13 protein-coding genes are annotated in these 15,367 nt (G+C 61.8%); 11 read left to right on the top strand and 2 right to left on the bottom strand.

The annotated features are described in order from the left end of the window. The first annotated feature begins 10 nt into the window (after positions 1–10). The 3 genes from ACOWVD_RS09720 (at position 11) to ACOWVD_RS09710 (ending at position 5,425) form a co-directional block, all read left to right on the top strand. Positions 11–2,887: a valine--tRNA ligase gene (locus ACOWVD_RS09720; protein WP_049243089.1), complete on the top strand. Its 2,877-nt coding sequence runs from the start codon at positions 11–13 to the stop codon at positions 2,885–2,887. Between the two features lie 199 nt (positions 2,888–3,086). Next, positions 3,087–3,590 (top strand): GNAT family N-acetyltransferase, encoded by a 504-nt coding sequence (locus ACOWVD_RS09715; protein WP_004933360.1) that lies wholly within the window; start codon positions 3,087–3,089, stop codon positions 3,588–3,590. A 227-nt stretch (positions 3,591–3,817) separates the two neighbouring features. Further along, positions 3,818–5,425, top strand: coding sequence for a GMC family oxidoreductase (locus ACOWVD_RS09710; RefSeq protein WP_049243088.1), 1,608 nt, complete (start codon positions 3,818–3,820; stop codon positions 5,423–5,425). A 15-nt stretch (positions 5,426–5,440) separates the two neighbouring features. On the opposite strand, the gene miaE is transcribed toward ACOWVD_RS09710, so the two are convergent. Both miaE and rraB read right to left on the bottom strand, forming a co-directional pair. Beyond that, complete coding sequence (gene miaE / locus ACOWVD_RS09705) at positions 5,441–6,205, bottom strand: tRNA isopentenyl-2-thiomethyl-A-37 hydroxylase MiaE (RefSeq protein WP_015376459.1); 765 nt, start codon at positions 6,203–6,205, stop codon at positions 5,441–5,443. 177 nt (positions 6,206–6,382) lie between these two features. Then, complete coding sequence (gene rraB / locus ACOWVD_RS09700) at positions 6,383–6,808, bottom strand: ribonuclease E inhibitor RraB (protein WP_004933365.1); 426 nt, start codon at positions 6,806–6,808, stop codon at positions 6,383–6,385. Between the two features lie 162 nt (positions 6,809–6,970). On the opposite strand from rraB, the gene argF reads away from it, so the two are divergent. From argF to ACOWVD_RS09660, 8 genes are all read left to right on the top strand, one after another. Beyond that, positions 6,971–7,990: an ornithine carbamoyltransferase gene (gene argF / locus ACOWVD_RS09695; RefSeq protein WP_021504215.1), complete on the top strand. Its 1,020-nt coding sequence runs from the start codon at positions 6,971–6,973 to the stop codon at positions 7,988–7,990. Between the two features lie 196 nt (positions 7,991–8,186). Continuing rightward, positions 8,187–9,755, top strand: coding sequence for an ABC transporter substrate-binding protein (locus tag ACOWVD_RS09690; protein ID WP_273874815.1), 1,569 nt, complete (start codon positions 8,187–8,189; stop codon positions 9,753–9,755). 298 nt (positions 9,756–10,053) lie between these two features. Continuing rightward, positions 10,054–10,989, top strand: coding sequence for an aspartate carbamoyltransferase (pyrB, locus tag ACOWVD_RS09685; RefSeq protein ID WP_019453297.1), 936 nt, complete (start codon positions 10,054–10,056; stop codon positions 10,987–10,989). 12 nt (positions 10,990–11,001) lie between these two features. Beyond that, on the top strand, positions 11,002–11,466 hold the full coding sequence (gene pyrI, locus ACOWVD_RS09680; protein ID WP_004933377.1) for an aspartate carbamoyltransferase regulatory subunit: 465 nt from the start codon (positions 11,002–11,004) through the stop codon (positions 11,464–11,466). A gap of 98 nt (positions 11,467–11,564) precedes the next feature. Further along, on the top strand, positions 11,565–11,951 hold the full coding sequence (gene ridA, locus ACOWVD_RS09675; RefSeq protein WP_004933379.1) for a 2-iminobutanoate/2-iminopropanoate deaminase: 387 nt from the start codon (positions 11,565–11,567) through the stop codon (positions 11,949–11,951). Between the two features lie 260 nt (positions 11,952–12,211). Then, the gene (locus ACOWVD_RS09670) at positions 12,212–13,648 is read left to right on the top strand and encodes a circularly permuted type 2 ATP-grasp protein (RefSeq protein WP_049187800.1); all 1,437 of its coding nucleotides are present in this window, start codon (positions 12,212–12,214) and stop codon (positions 13,646–13,648) included. Beyond that, a complete protein-coding gene (locus ACOWVD_RS09665) occupies positions 13,642–14,568 on the top strand; it encodes an alpha-E domain-containing protein (protein ID WP_004933382.1) in 927 nt (308 codons plus the stop codon). Before ACOWVD_RS09670 ends, ACOWVD_RS09665 begins: the two co-directional genes overlap by 7 nt. Next, on the top strand, positions 14,565–15,359 hold the full coding sequence (locus ACOWVD_RS09660) for a transglutaminase family protein (RefSeq protein ID WP_004933384.1): 795 nt from the start codon (positions 14,565–14,567) through the stop codon (positions 15,357–15,359). The genes ACOWVD_RS09665 and ACOWVD_RS09660 overlap by 4 nt, the downstream gene beginning before the upstream one ends. The last annotated feature ends 8 nt before the right edge of the window (positions 15,360–15,367 follow it).

Genomic DNA, 15,367 nt, shown 5'->3' with positions numbered 1-15,367 from the left:
ACGATAAAGAATGGAAAAGACAAACAGTCAGCTCGATACCGCATACGACCCAAAACAGATCGAACAGAAGCTGTACGATCACTGGGAGAATCAGGGTTACTTCAAGCCGAACGGCGATACCAGCCAGGAAAGCTTCTGCATCATGATCCCGCCGCCGAACGTCACCGGCAGCCTGCACATGGGCCACGCGTTCCAGCAGACCATCATGGATACCATGATTCGCTATCAGCGCATGCAGGGTAAAAACACCCTGTGGCAGGCGGGCACCGACCACGCCGGCATCGCCACCCAGATGGTGGTGGAGCGCAAGATCGCCGCAGAAGAAGGCAAAACCCGCCACGACTACGGCCGTGACGCGTTCATCGACAAGATCTGGCAGTGGAAAGCGGAATCCGGCGGCACCATCACCCGTCAGATGCGCCGTTTGGGCAACTCCGTGGACTGGGAGCGCGAGCGCTTCACCATGGACGAAGGCCTGTCGAACGCGGTGCGCGAAGTGTTTGTCCGTCTGCACAAAGAAGATCTGATCTACCGCGGCAAGCGCCTGGTGAACTGGGATCCGAAGCTGCGCACCGCCATCTCCGATCTGGAAGTGGAAAACCGCGAATCCAAAGGTTCCATGTGGCACCTGCGCTACCCGCTGGCCGACGGCGCGAAAACCGCCGAGGGCAAAGACTACCTGGTGGTCGCCACCACCCGTCCGGAAACCGTGCTGGGCGATACCGGCGTGGCGGTCAACCCGGAAGATCCGCGCTATAAAGACCTGATCGGCAAAGAGATCATTCTGCCGCTGGTCGGCCGCCGCATCCGCATCGTCGGCGACGAACACGCCGATATGGAAAAAGGCACCGGCTGCGTGAAGATCACCCCGGCGCACGATTTCAACGACTACGAAGTCGGCAAACGCCACGGCCTGCCGATGATCAACATTCTGACCTTCGACGGCGACATCCGCCAGGAAGCGGAAGTGTTCAACACCCTGGGCGAAGTCTGCACCGACTACTGCAACGAGATCCCGGCCGAGTTCCGCGGCCTGGAGCGCTTCGCGGCGCGTAAAGCGGTGGTTGCCGCCTTCGAAAATCTGGGCCTGCTGGACGAGATTAAACCGCACGATCTGACGGTGCCTTACGGTGACCGCGGCGGCGTGGTGATCGAGCCGATGCTGACCGACCAATGGTACGTGCGCACCGCGCCGCTGGCCAAAGTGGCGGTGGAAGCGGTCGAACAGGGCCAAATCGAGTTCGTGCCGAAGCAGTACGAAAACATGTACTTCAGCTGGATGCGCGACATTCAGGACTGGTGCATCTCGCGTCAGCTGTGGTGGGGCCACCGCATCCCGGCCTGGTACGACGTGAACGGCAAAGTCTACGTGGGCCGCAGCGAAGAAGAAGTGCGCAGCGAGAACAACCTGGGCGCCGACGTGGTGCTGACCCAGGACGAAGACGTGCTGGACACCTGGTTCTCGTCCGGCCTGTGGACCTTCTCCACCCTGGGCTGGCCGGAGCAGACCGACGCGCTGAAAACCTTCCACCCGACCAGCGTGATGGTCAGCGGCTTCGACATCATCTTCTTCTGGATCGCGCGCATGATCATGCTGACCATGCACTTCATCAAGGATGAAAACGGCAAGCCGCAGGTGCCGTTCAAGACCGTCTACATGACCGGTCTTATCCGCGACGACGAAGGCCAGAAGATGTCCAAGTCGAAAGGCAACGTGATCGATCCGCTGGACATGGTCGATGGCATCTCGCTGGAAGATCTGCTGGAAAAACGCACCGGCAACATGATGCAGCCGCAGCTGGCGGAGAAGATCCGCAAGCGCACCGAGAAGCAGTTCCCGAACGGCATCGAGCCGCACGGCACCGACGCCCTGCGTTTCACCCTGGCGGCGCTGGCCTCGACCGGCCGCGACATCAACTGGGACATGAAGCGCCTGGAAGGCTACCGCAACTTCTGTAACAAGCTGTGGAACGCCAGCCGCTTCGTGCTGATGAACACCGAAGCGCACGACTGCGGCTTCAACGGCGGCGAGAAAGTGCTGTCGCTGGCGGATCGCTGGATCCTGGCCGAATTCAACCGCACGGTGAAAGCCTACCGCGAAGCGCTGGATACCTACCGCTTCGATCTGGCGGCCAACATCCTGTACGAATTCACCTGGAACCAGTTCTGCGACTGGTATCTGGAGCTGACCAAGCCTGTCGTGAGCAACGGCAGCGAAGCGGAACAGCGCGGCACCCGCCACACGCTGATCACCGTGCTGGAAGCGCTGCTGCGCCTGGCGCACCCGATCATTCCGTTCATCACCGAAACCATCTGGCAGCGCGTGAAGCCGCTGACCGGCACGACCGCAGATACCATCATGCTGCAGCCGTTCCCGGCCTACGACGCCGCGCTGGAAGACGAGCAGGCGCTGAACGATCTGGAGTGGATCAAGCAAACCATCATCGCCGTGCGCAACATCCGCGCCGAGATGAACATCGCGCCAAGCAAAGCGCTCGACGTGCTGCTGCGCAACTGCAGCGCCGACGCCCAGCGCCGCGTGCAGGAGAACCAGAGCTTTATCGCCCGTCTGGCGCGTCTGGAATCCATCGCGCTGCTGCCGGCCGGTGAGAAAGGCCCGGTCTCCGTCACCAAACTGGTGGACGGCGCCGAGCTGCTGATCCCGATGGCCGGTTTCATCGACAAGGACGCCGAGATCGCGCGTCTGGCGAAAGAGATGGGCAAGCTGGATGCGGAAATCGCTTCGATCGAAGGCAAGCTGGCGAACGAAGGCTTCGTGGCGCGCGCGCCGGAAGCGGTAGTTGCCAAAGAGCGCGATCGTCTGGCGGCCTGCAAAGAAGGCAAAGTGAAGCTGCAGGAACAGCAGGCGACCATCGCCGCGCTGTAATCCACCGGCTCACGCCAACGCCTGAAAAACAGCGGGGTCTTCCCCGCTGTTTTTTTATCGCCGTTGCATCCGGGCCGGGTTAGATGTTATTACAAGATATTACTGCCGCAAGGACGCCGCCGGGAAATAACCCCGGCGCGTTTCGCGCTGCGATAAAAATGAAAAACGAACGTGGTCTCTTTCAATGGCGAGTGTAAACATGACAACAGCAACCCCGGCGCGCCTGCTGGTGCGCCCCATCACGGCGGAAGACAATCCCGCCATTGCTCACGTCATTCGCGAAGTCTCCGCCGAGCACGGCCTGACGGCGGATAAAGGCTATACCGTCTCCGATCCCAACCTGGATGCCCTGTATCAGCTCTACAGCCTGCCGCGCAGCGCTTACTGGGTGATCGAGGTGGACGGCCAGGTCGCCGGCGGCGGCGGCATCGCGCCGCTGCAGGGTGGCGCAGACGATATTTGCGAATTGCAGAAGATGTATTTCCTGCCGGTGTTGCGCGGCAAGGGATTGGCGAAACGCCTGGCGCTGCAGGCGCTGGATTTCGCCCGCCAGCACGGCTTCCGCTGTTGTTACCTCGAGACCACCGCCAGCCTGACGCAGGCCGTTGCGCTGTACGAACATCTGGGCTTCGAACACATCGACCATGCGATGGGCGCCACCGGCCACGTCGATTGTGAAGTCACCATGCTGAAAACGCTGTAATCCTCCCCCGCCTCTTCATCAGGGCGCAGCTTGCTGCGCCTTTTTTATTAATATCGCAATCAATCAGTAAAACTCGCTATAACGCCGTTTTTCAAGCAGATAAACTGACGTTAAAAACCACGATGTAAATTTAATGTGAAGTTCGTTAATAAATTAACGATCGCAAATTGACCGCCTTTTCCCCCGCGTTACTCTGCCAGTATCCCAATCGCGCACGGAGAGCTGTCATGTCGGAAAATACCTTTGATTACATCATCGTCGGCGCCGGTTCCGCCGGCTGTGTGCTGGCGGCGCAGCTGATCCGCCGCACCCAAGCGCGGGTGCTGCTGCTGGAAGCCGGCGGCGACGACAATAACCTGTTCATCAAGATGCCGGCCGGGGTGGCCAAGATCATCGCCAAAAAAAGCTGGCCCTATGAAACGGAGCCGGAACCGCACGCCAACAACCGCCGCATGCAGATCGCGCAGGGCAAGGTGCTGGGCGGCAGCAGTTCGGTGAACGGCATGATCTACCTGCGCGGCCAGCCGCAAGACTACGACGACTGGGCCGAGCGCTACGGCTGCGCCGGCTGGAGCTACCGGGAGGTGTTGCCCTACTTCAAACGCGCCGAGGCCAATGAAAGCCTGTCAGACGACTACCACGGCGCCGACGGGCTGCTGCCGGTCAGCGAGAATCGCTATCGCCACCCGCTCAGCATGGCGTTTATCCGCGCCGGCCAGGAGCTGAACCTGCCCTATCGCAACGACTTCAACGGCGACAGCCAGCACGGCGTCGGCTTTTACCAAACCACCACCCACAACGGCGAGCGCGCCAGCACCGCCCGCACCTACCTGAAGGCGGTGCGCGACGAACGGCGGCTGGTGGTGAAACTGAACGCCCTGGCGCACCGGCTGACCTTCGAGGGCAACGTCGCCACCGGCGTGGTCTACAGCCAGAATGGCGGCGCGGAAGTCACCGCCCGCGCCACCAAAGAGGTGATCGTCAGCGCCGGCGCGGTCGGTTCGCCGAAGCTGCTGATGCTGTCCGGCATCGGCCCGCGCGACCACCTGCAGCAGTTGGGCATCGAGGTGCGGGCGGATCTGCCGGTGGGCAAAAACTTCCACGACCATCTGCACATGTCGATCAACGTCAGCACCCGCGAGCCGATCAGCCTGTTCGGCGCCGATCGCGGCCTGCAGGCGCTGAGCCACGGCGCGCAGTGGCTGGCGTTTCGCAGCGGGGTACTCTCGTCCAACGTGCTGGAAGGCGCCGCCTTCACCGACAGCCAGGGCGACGGCCGGCCGGACGTGCAGATCCATTTCCTGCCGCTGCTGGACAGCTGGGACGACGTGCCCGGCGAGCCGCTGCCGAACATTCACGGCTTCACGCTCAAGGTCGGTTACCTGCAGCCGAAGGCACGCGGCGAAGTGCAGCTGCGCAGCAGCAACCCGCGCGATCCGGTCAAGCTGCACGCCAACTACCTCGGCCACCCGGACGATCTGGCCGGCAGCGTGCGCGCGGTGAAGTTCGGCCTGGATTTCCTGCAAACCGCGGCGCTGAAGCCGCTGATCAAAGATCTGCTGATGCCGCAGCCGGAGTGGACGCGCGACGAAGCGCAGCTGGAGGAGTTCGTGCGCAACTTCTGCAAGACGGTGTATCACCCGGTGGGCAGTTGCCGCATGGGGCCGTCGCCGCAGGACGCGGTGACCGATCCGCAGCTACGGGTGCACGGTTTTGAACAGCTGCGGGTGATCGACTGCTCGGTGATGCCGCAACTCACCAGCGGCAACACCAATGCGCCGACCATCATGCTGGCGGAAAAGGCGGTGGATCTGTTGCTGGGCGCGCCGCAGTAAGGGCGCGCCTCAACCTCAGGCGGCGGCGGGCACGCCGCTGTGGAAGCGCAGCTCGCTGTCCGGCGACAGGATCAGTTCAGCTTCGAGGCGGCCGAAATGCGCCACCCGTTCGCTGATGTCGCCGCCGGCGATCTGCTCGGCCAGCGTCAGGTAGTCCTGATAGTGGCGCGCTTCGGATCGCAGCAGCGAGACGTAAAAGCGGTTCAGCTCGTCGTCCAGGTGCGGCGCCAGTTTGGCGAAGCGTTCGCAGGATCGCGCTTCGATGTAGGCGCCGCAGATCAGTTTGTCGATCAGCGTCGCCGGATCGTGGGTGCGGATCTCGCGGATCATGCCCTTGGCGTAGCGGCTGGCGGTGATCTTGCGATACGGGATCCCGCGCGCCTGCATGATCTCCAGCACCTGCGAGAAGTGATGCAGCTCTTCCTTGATCAACAGCACCATGCGATCCGCCAGATCCTGGCCGTAGGCCGAGCCGTTTTTCGGCAGGATCTTGCGGGTGAACTGGCCCTGGCGGAACAGCGTGTCCGGCGCGCCCTGCGCTTCGTGCAGAAACGCCTCGTAGGGCCGCAGCAGCGCCAACAGCGCGTCGCCGCTCTCTTTGTCCGCCACGTAGCGGCGGATCAGCCACATGCCGGTCTGCGCGGCTTTCAGCTCACACACCAGGTGGTCGGTCAGCAACAGCTGCAGGTTTTCCGGACGGCGCGCGGCGTCGATCCAGGCGTCGGGAGTTTCACAGTGCAGGAAGCTTAAAATCGGGGCTAGCAGAGATTGGTATGTCATAGCGTCATTGCCCTATGTATTTCAAGTTGCAGCCAGGCGGCCAGCTCACTCATCCCCAGGAGCTTACTTAGGTAAGTGACTGGGGTGAGGGAGTGCAGCCAACAACGCTGCAGCTTGAAAGACGACGGGGATATCAGGGGCCGGCGAGAACCGGCCCATGTGAATAAGCGGGGTTAATCAGTGGCGTTTGCCGTCGTCGTCTTCGTCGATGTAGTCGCCGTCTTCGTCATCCTCACCGTCTTCACCGTTCGGATCTTCAAAGTAGGTGCCCCAGCCGTCGTAGTTGACGCCGCAGCGCTCCGCCAGCGCCACCAGCTGCTCGACCTGGGCGTCGATCAGCTCGGCGTTCAGGCCGACTTCGCTGATCACGTCGCAGCACATCACCAGTGAACCGTCTTCCACTTCCAGCTCTTCGGCGTCGGTCACTTCGTAGCCCAGCTTGAAGGCTTCAACGGCTGCTTGCTCCAGAACCTCAAATTTCTCGGCGGACAGATGGTGCTCGATGGTGTAGAGCGCGTCCGGATCGCTGCCGTCTTCCAGCAGCTCTTCGATGATCAGGCGGGTCTCTTCACGTTGTTCTTCCAGCAATTCGCGGTTTGCCATGCCTATATCCTCAAGTCAAATGGCCTTCATTCCTTCTATTTTCACACACCGCCGACATTGCTTCCACGATAAACGTGAAAGATTTCCTCGCTGGGGTTGAAATTGAATATTCATACATATAAAGTGAATTTTAATTCAATTGAGCAATCAGGGAATCGGACTATGAGCACCGGCAATGCGTTCTACCAACGTCACTTTCTGAGGTTAATGGATTTCACCCCCGCCGAACTGCAGGCGCTGCTGAAGCTGGCGGCCGATCTGAAACAGGCCAAGAAGCAGGGGCGGGAACAGCGCCGGCTGCAGGGCAAAAACATTGCGCTCATCTTCGAAAAAGACTCGACCCGCACGCGATGCTCTTTCGAAGTTGCCGCATTCGATCAGGGCGCGCAGGTGACCTATCTCGGCCCGAGCGGCAGCCAGATCGGCCATAAAGAGTCGATGAAAGACACCGCCCGGGTGCTGGGCCGCCTGTACGACGGTATTCAGTATCGCGGTTACGGCCAGGCGCTGGTGGAAACCCTGGCGCAGCACGCCGGCGTGCCGGTGTGGAACGGCCTGACCGACGAGTTCCACCCCACCCAATTGCTGGCGGATCTGCTCACCGTGCAGGAACACCTGCCGGGCAAGGCGCTGAGCGAGGTGAAACTGGCGTACGTCGGCGACGCGCGCAACAACATGGGCAACACGCTGCTGGAAGCCGCCGCGCTGGCGGGCATGGATCTGCGGCTGGTGGCGCCGAAGGCCTGCTGGCCGCAGCCGGAGCTGGTGGCCGAGTGCCAGGCGCTGGCGCAACAAACCGGCGCGAAACTCACCCTGACCGAAGACATCGCCGAAGGGGTGCAAGACGCCGACTTCCTCTACACCGACGTGTGGGTGTCGATGGGCGAACCGAAAGAGACCTGGCAGGAGCGTATTGCGCTGCTGCGGCCGTATCAGGTCAACATGGCGATGCTGAAGCTGACCGGCAACCCAAACGTGAAGTTCCTGCACTGCCTGCCGGCGTTCCACGACGACCAAACCACGCTCGGCAAGCAGATGGCGCAACAGTACGATCTGCACGGCGGCATGGAAGTGACCGACGAAGTGTTCGAGTCGGCGCACAGCGTGGTGTTCGATCAGGCGGAAAATCGGCTGCATACCATCAAGGCGGTGCTGGTCGCCACGCTGAGCGAAACCCTCTGACAATCCACCTCCACCGCCCTGGCGCCCCCGGCCAGGGCGGCTAATATATTCCTGGAATATCAAATAGCGCATTGACCTTTGCCCACCACCGGTAAAGGTTCTACCGTGACAGGCCGACGGCGCCCGCGCCGTAAAAACCAACGATAACAAACCGTTCTCAGCGCCACCTTGTGGCGCCTTCAGGGGATATACACCGATGAAAGCCAAACTCTTGCCGCTGTTCCTGCTCGCCGCCCTGCCCGCCGCCGCGTTAGCCGCCACGCCGCCGAATACGCTGGTGGTGGTGCAATCGCTGGATGACATCGTCAGCCTCGATCCGGCGGAAGCCAACGAACTCTCCAGCATCCAGACGGTGCCCAGCCTGTATCAACGATTGGTGCAGGCGGATCGCGACGATCCGGCCAAGGTGGCGCCGGTGCTGGCGGAAAGCTGGCAAAGCGATGCGGCGGCCAAAACGCTGACGGTGAAACTGCGGCCGCAGGCGGCGTTCGCCTCCGGCAACCCGCTGACCGCCGACGACGTGATCTTCTCCTACAGCCGCGCGGTCAAGATGAACAAATCGCCGGCGTTCATCCTCAACGTGCTCGGTTGGCAGCCGGACAACATCGACGCGCAGCTCAAGAAGATCGACGAACATACCGTGCAGCTGCGCTGGACGGCGGACGTCAGCCCGGCGGTGGCGCTGAATATCCTCTCGACGCCGATCGCCTCGATCGTCGACAGCAAAGCGGCGCTGGCCAACGTCAAAGACGGCGACTTCGGCAACGCCTGGCTGAAGATGCACTCCGCCGGCAGCGGCCCGTTCAAGATGCGCGTCTATCAGCCGCATCAGGCGATCGTGCTGGACGCCAATCCCACCACGCCGGGCGACAAGCCGCAGCTGAAAAACATCATCATTAAAAACGTGCCGGATCCGGCCACCCGCCGCCTGCTGCTCCAGCAGGGCGACGCCGATATAGCCCGCGAACTGGGCGCCGACCAGACCGACACGCTGAAGAACCAGCCGGGCGTCAAGGTGCTGGAGATCCCGTCCGCCGAGCAAAACTACCTGGTATTCAACACCGGCAACGGCGCCAATCCGCTGCTGAGCAACCCGGCCTTCTGGGAGGCGGCGCGCTATCTGGTGGATTATCAGGGCATCACGAAGGATCTGCTGAAGGGCCAATATTTCGTGCATCAGAGCTTCCTGCCGGTCGGGCTGCCGGGCGTGCTGGAGACCAACCCGTTCAGCTACGATCCGGCCAAGGCGAAAGCCATCCTGGCCAAAGCGGGCATCACCCACGCTGCCTTTACGCTGGACGTAGAGAACAAACCGCCGTTCATCACCATCGCGCAGGCGCTGCAGGGCAGCTTCGCCGCCGCCGGCGTGAAGGTCGAGCTGCTGCCGGCCGCGGGCAGCCAGGTTTACTCCCGCGTGCGCGCCAGGCAGCATCAGGCGGCGATCCGCCTGTGGATCCCGGATTACTTCGACGCCCACTCCAACGCCAGCGCCTTCGCCTACAACGACGGCAAGAGCAGCACGGTGGCCGGGCTGAACGGCTGGCAGATCCCGCAGTTGAACCAGCAGACGCTGGCGGCGCTGGCCGAAGCCGATCCGGCCAAGCGCCGCGCGCTGTACACCGCCATGCAACAGGAGCTGCAGCGCAGTTCGCCGTACGTGTTTATCGATCAGGCCAAAACCGAAGTGGTGCTGCGCGACAACGTCAAAGGCTATCAACAAGGGCTGAACGCCGACATGGTCTACTACGATCGCGTCAGCAAATAGCCGACGGGCGGCCATCGCCGGCCAATCGATTGCGGGGCGGCAAAAAACGGCGTTTTAACGCTTGCAGTGGCGAAAAGCGCGAGTATAATGCGCCACAATTTGCCAGGAGAAAGCATGAAAAACGACGTTTGTTTTGTTAGCCGCAATCGACAAAACCGACTGCCTATCGGCGGCCAGCTGCCGTTGTTTCTCCTGTTGCTAAACCGATCGTTTCAAGCCCCTCATTGAGGGGCTTTTTTTTGCCTTGAGAATATCCCAAAGTCCCGCGCCACGGGCACGCGTCGAGGAGGAGTGAAAAATGGCCAACCCGCTGTATCACAAACACATCATCTCTATTAACGATCTCAGCCGCGAGGATCTGGAGCTGGTGCTGCGCACCGCCGCCGGTCTGAAAGCCAACCCGCAGCCGGAACTGTTGAAACACAAGGTGATCGCCAGCTGCTTCTTTGAAGCCTCGACCCGTACCCGCCTGTCGTTCGAAACCTCGATGCACCGCCTCGGCGCCTCGGTGGTCGGTTTCGCCGACGGCAGCAACACCTCGCTCGGCAAGAAAGGCGAAACCCTGGCCGACACCATCTCGGTGATCAGCACCTACGTGGACGCCATCGTGATGCGCCACCCGCAGGAAGGCGCGGCGCGCATGGCCTCGGAGTTCTCCGGCAACGTGCCGGTGCTCAATGCCGGCGACGGCGCCAACCAGCACCCGACCCAAACCCTGCTGGATCTGTTCACCATCCAGGAAACCCAGGGCCGCCTGAGCAACCTCAGCATCGCCATGGTCGGCGACCTGAAGTACGGCCGCACCGTGCACTCGCTCACCCAGGCGCTGGCCAAGTTCGAAGGCAACCGCTTCTACTTCATCGCCCCGGACGCGCTGGCGATGCCGGCCTACATCCTGAAAATGCTGGACGAGAAAGGCATCGAGTACAGCCTGCACGGCAGCATTGAAGAAGTGGTGCCGGAGCTGGATATTCTCTACATGACCCGGGTGCAGAAAGAGCGCCTCGATCCGTCCGAGTACGCCAACGTGAAGGCGCAGTTCGTGCTGCGCGCCGCGGATCTGGCCGGCGCGCGCGCCAACCTCAAGGTGCTGCACCCGCTGCCGCGCATCGACGAGATCGCCACCGACGTGGATAAAACGCCGCACGCTTACTACTTCCAGCAGGCGGGCAACGGCATCTTCGCCCGCCAGGCGTTGCTGGCGCTGGTGCTCAACGCAGATTTGGCTCTTTAAGGGGGAACCGCCATGACTCACGACAACAAACTGCAGGTCGAAGCGATCAAATGCGGCACGGTGATCGACCACATTCCGGCGCAGATCGGTTTCAAACTGCTGACGCTGTTCAAGCTGACCGCCACCGACCAGCGCATCACCATCGGCCTGAACCTGCCTTCCAACGAGCTGGGCCGCAAGGATCTGATCAAGATCGAGAACACCTTCCTGACCGAGCAGCAGGCCAACCAGCTGGCGATGTACGCGCCGAAGGCCACGGTGAACCGCATCGACAACTATGAAGTGGTGCGCAAACTCACCCTTAGCCTGCCGGACCACATCGACGGCGTGCTGACCTGCCCGAATGGCAACTGCATCAGCCGCAGCGAGCCGGTGGCGTCGAGCTTCAGCGTCAAATCGCGCGGCGGCGAAGTGCACCTGAAGTGCCGCTACTGCGAAAAAGAGTTCGAGCACCAGGTGGTGCTGCAGGCCGACTAAGCCCGGTATGGGCGCCGGGAGATGGCGCTGTTATTCTCCCGGTGACGCCCTATAATGGGATTTCTGGATAGAACAATCCTCGTTTATCAGGAGAAAACATGTCACGTAACATCAGCACTGAACTCGCCCCGGCAGCCATTGGTCCTTACGTGCAGGGCGTTGATCTGGGCAGCATGATCATCACTTCCGGCCAGATCCCGGTCGATCCGAAAACCGGCGCCGTCGCCGACGACGTGGCCGCTCAGGCGCGCCAGTCGCTGGAAAACGTCAAGGCGATCGTCGAAGCCGCCGGCCTGATCGTTGCCGACATCGTGAAAACCACCGTGTTCGTGAAAGACCTGAACGACTTCGCCACCGTCAACGCCGCGTACGAAGCCTTCTTCACCGAGCACAGCGCGCCGTTCCCGGCCCGTTCCTGCGTTGAAGTGGCGCGTCTGCCGAAAGACGTGAAGATCGAAATCGAAGCCATCGCCGTGCGTCGTTAATCGACGCGCACGCGAATGACGGTCAGCTTCGGCTGGCCGTTTTTATTTCTGCTCTGCCCCGACAGCCTGCCGTCCCTGCGCCTTCAGCGCTCACCGCCGCCGCCATTTCGCCCTATATTAAGGCGTCGTCACGCCAGATCTGCACCGCAAACGGGCGTTTTTCGCCGCGGCAGCCTCGCTCTGCGCCATTTTCGCCCGTTATCGCCTTGGCACGTTTTATGCTCGATTGATTGACAGCCTGCAATGTCGACGAGGTGACGATGCTGAATATCAATCTTTCCGCTTCACCGTTTTTTGATGAGATGCTTCTGGCTGAGGGAAAACACCGTGGCCACTACGACGCCTACTGGCAATGGCTGCAGCAGGCCGATCACCAGGCCGTGCAACGCAAGCGGGAAGAGGCTGCGCTGCTGTTTCACCGGGTGGGCATCACCTTCAACGTCTACGGCGACGATGACGGCGCCGAGCGGTTGATCCCGTTCGACAGCGTGCCGCGCATTATTCCGGCCGCCGAATGGGCGATGCTCGATCGCGGCATTCGCCAGCGCGTACAGGCGCTCAATGCCTTCCTGCATGACATTTACCACCAGCAGCATATTCTGAAGGCCGGCCTCATTCCGGCGGAGCAGGTGCTGGCCAACGATCAGTATCAACCCTGTATGCAAGGCGTTGATCTGCATCGCGATATCTATGCGCATATCGTCGGCGTGGACATGGTCCGCAACAGCGACGGCCAATACTATGTGCTGGAAGATAACTTGCGCACCCCGTCCGGCGTCTCTTACATGCTGGAAAACCGCAAAATGATGATGCGTCTGTATCCGGAACTGTTCGCCCGGCAACGCATCGCGCCGGTGGAGCGCTACCCGTCGCACCTGCTGCAAACGCTGCGCGAAAGCTCGCCCATCAACGATCCCACCGTGGTGGTGCTGACGCCGGGCCGCTTCAACAGCGCCTATTTTGAGCACAGTTTCCTGGCGCAGCAGATGGGGGTGGAGCTGGTCGAAAGCGCCGATCTGTTCGTCAAGGACGGCGCGGTGTTCATGCGCACCACCGCCGGGCCGTGCAAAGTGGACGTGATCTATCGTCGGGTGGACGACGCCTTCCTCGATCCGCTGGCGTTTCGGCCGGACTCGATGCTCGGCGTACCGGGGCTGCTGTCGGTGTATCGCGCCGGCAATGTGGTGCTGGCCAACGCCATCGGCACCGGCGTGGCCGACGACAAATCGATCTACCCCTACGTGCCGGATATGGTGCGCTTCTACCTGCAAGAGGAACCGATCCTCAACAACGTGCCGACCTGGCAGTGCCGGCATAAAAGCGAACTGTCGTATGTGCTGGCCAACCTCGAACAGATGGTCGTGAAAGAGGTGCACGGCGCCGGCGGCTACGGCATGTTGATCGGCCCCACGGCGAGCAAGGACGAGCTCGCCCGCTTCCGTGCGCTGCTGCTGGCTCGCCCGCAGAATTACATTGCGCAAAACACGCTGGCGCTGTCCACCTGCCCGACCTTCGTCAACGATGGTCTGGCGCCGCGGCATATCGATCTGCGGCCGTTCGCCCTCAGCGGCGCGGAGATCCGCCTGGTGCCCGGCGGCCTGACCCGGGTGGCGTTGGCGGAAGGTTCGCTGGTGGTGAACTCGTCGCAGGGCGGCGGCACCAAGGACACCTGGGTATTGGAGGACGACCTATGCTGAGCCGCACCGCCAGTGAACTCTATTGGATGGCCCGCTATCTGGAGCGGGCGGAAAGCATCGCCCGGGTGCTGGACGTCACCAACAAGCTGTCGATGATGCCGATCCGCGACGGCGGCGATCAGGATCTGCAGGTGCCGCTCAATCTGACCGGCACCGGCCAGCTGTATGCCGCCGCCTACCCGGAATTGACGATGCCGAATCTGGTCAGTTTCTTCGCGCTCGACAACCGCAACCACAGCAGCATCTTCAGCTGCCTGCAAATGGGCTGGAACAACGCCCACGCGGTGCGCGGCAGCCTGTCGTCCGAAGTCTGGGAGTGCATCAACGCCACCTGGATAGAGATGAAACTGATCCGCCGCCAGGGCATCGGCTCGGTGGGCGCCGATGCCTTCTTCGACTGGGTGAAGGAGCGCGCCCATCTGTTTCGCGGCGCCATGTTCGGCACGCTGCTGCGCAGCGACGCCATGCGCTTTATCCGTCTCGGCACCCTGCTGGAGCGGGCCGACGGCACCGCCCGTCTGCTGGAGGTGAAGAACACGCTGATGGACATCGACGGCGACCCGGTGCGCGAATATTACCGTATGGACACGCTGCTGCGGGCGGTGAGCGCGCGCGAAGCCTACCACAGCATCTACAAGCAGCCGTTGAGCCGCGAGACCATCGCCGAACTGATGATTCTGCGCAATGAAATTCCGCGTTCACTGCTGGCCTGCGTCGGCGACATGGTGCAGCAATTGGAACTGATCGGCGGCGGCGCCAACCAACCGCGACGTCTGGCGCACACCCTGCATGCCGAGCTGCGCTTCAGCAGCATGAAGGATCTGAACAAGATCGGCCTGGGCGAGTGGTTGAGCGCCTTTCTCGGCCAGGTGAACGGCATCGCCGAAAGCATCCATCACACTTATCTGGAGGCGCAATGAAACTGAATATTGAGCACAACACCCATTATCGCTACGCCCAGCCGGTGCAGCGCAGCACCCAATATCTGCGGCTGACGCCGCAGGACTCGCCCCATCAGCGCATCCTCTCCTGGCAACTGTCGTTGCCGGATGACGCGGTGCGCACCACCGACGCCTTCGGCAACGTACTGCACGTGCTGACGCTTGATGAACCGCATCAGGCCATCACCATTCGGGTGCTCGGGGAAGTGGAGATTGAAGACGGCGTCGAAGATCGGGCGCTCGGGCACCTGTCGCCGCTGGTATTTCTGCGCCATAGCCCGCTGACCCAGCCCGATGACGCCATTCAGGCCTTCGCCCTGCGTTATCATCAACCGCAGGCGGTGCTGAGCGGCCTGGAACATCTGATGGGCGAACTGCTGCTGAAAATGCCTTACAGCCCAGGCTCCACACGCGTGACCGACAGCGCCGCCGAGGCTTTCGCCGCCGGCAGCGGCGTGTGTCAGGATCATACGCATGTCTTCCTGAGCTGCTGCCGCAGCCTGAACATCCCGGCGCGCTACGTCAGCGGCTACCTGTACAGCGAAGACTCGACCCATGTCGCCACCCATGCCTGGGCGGAAGTGTGGGTGGAGGAACGCTGGCACAGCTTCGACGTGACCAACAATACGCGCATGCCAAATCAGCACCTTAAGCTGGCGGTCGGCATCGATTATCTGGACGCCTGCCCGGTGCGCGGCATGCGGTTGGGCGGCGGCTGCGAAGACATGAGCGCCATCGCCGCCGTACAAATGATGCCAACCGGCCAGTAGCCGCTTGC

Origin of the sequence: Serratia sp. SA088, assembly GCF_049065515.1 — a bacterium.
Lineage (GTDB): Bacteria > Pseudomonadota > Gammaproteobacteria > Enterobacterales > Enterobacteriaceae > Serratia > Serratia nematodiphila.
Note: the sequence above shows the minus strand (reverse complement) of the source record. Positions and strands in the feature narration are given on the sequence as shown.

Coding starts and splice junctions, on each gene's coding strand:
- ridA (WP_004933379.1), top strand. CDS start 11,565: ATGTCACGTAACATCAGCACTGAACTCGCCCCGGCAGCCATTGGTCCT.
- argF (WP_021504215.1), top strand. CDS start 6,971: ATGAGCACCGGCAATGCGTTCTACCAACGTCACTTTCTGAGGTTAATG.
- ACOWVD_RS09715 (WP_004933360.1), top strand. CDS start 3,087: ATGACAACAGCAACCCCGGCGCGCCTGCTGGTGCGCCCCATCACGGCG.
- ACOWVD_RS09665 (WP_004933382.1), top strand. CDS start 13,642: ATGCTGAGCCGCACCGCCAGTGAACTCTATTGGATGGCCCGCTATCTG.
- miaE (WP_015376459.1), bottom strand. CDS start 6,205: ATGACATACCAATCTCTGCTAGCCCCGATTTTAAGCTTCCTGCACTGT.
- pyrB (WP_019453297.1), top strand. CDS start 10,054: ATGGCCAACCCGCTGTATCACAAACACATCATCTCTATTAACGATCTC.
- ACOWVD_RS09710 (WP_049243088.1), top strand. CDS start 3,818: ATGTCGGAAAATACCTTTGATTACATCATCGTCGGCGCCGGTTCCGCC.
- ACOWVD_RS09670 (WP_049187800.1), top strand. CDS start 12,212: ATGCTGAATATCAATCTTTCCGCTTCACCGTTTTTTGATGAGATGCTT.
- ACOWVD_RS09660 (WP_004933384.1), top strand. CDS start 14,565: ATGAAACTGAATATTGAGCACAACACCCATTATCGCTACGCCCAGCCG.
- rraB (WP_004933365.1), bottom strand. CDS start 6,808: ATGGCAAACCGCGAATTGCTGGAAGAACAACGTGAAGAGACCCGCCTG.
- pyrI (WP_004933377.1), top strand. CDS start 11,002: ATGACTCACGACAACAAACTGCAGGTCGAAGCGATCAAATGCGGCACG.
- ACOWVD_RS09720 (WP_049243089.1), top strand. CDS start 11: ATGGAAAAGACAAACAGTCAGCTCGATACCGCATACGACCCAAAACAG.
- ACOWVD_RS09690 (WP_273874815.1), top strand. CDS start 8,187: ATGAAAGCCAAACTCTTGCCGCTGTTCCTGCTCGCCGCCCTGCCCGCC.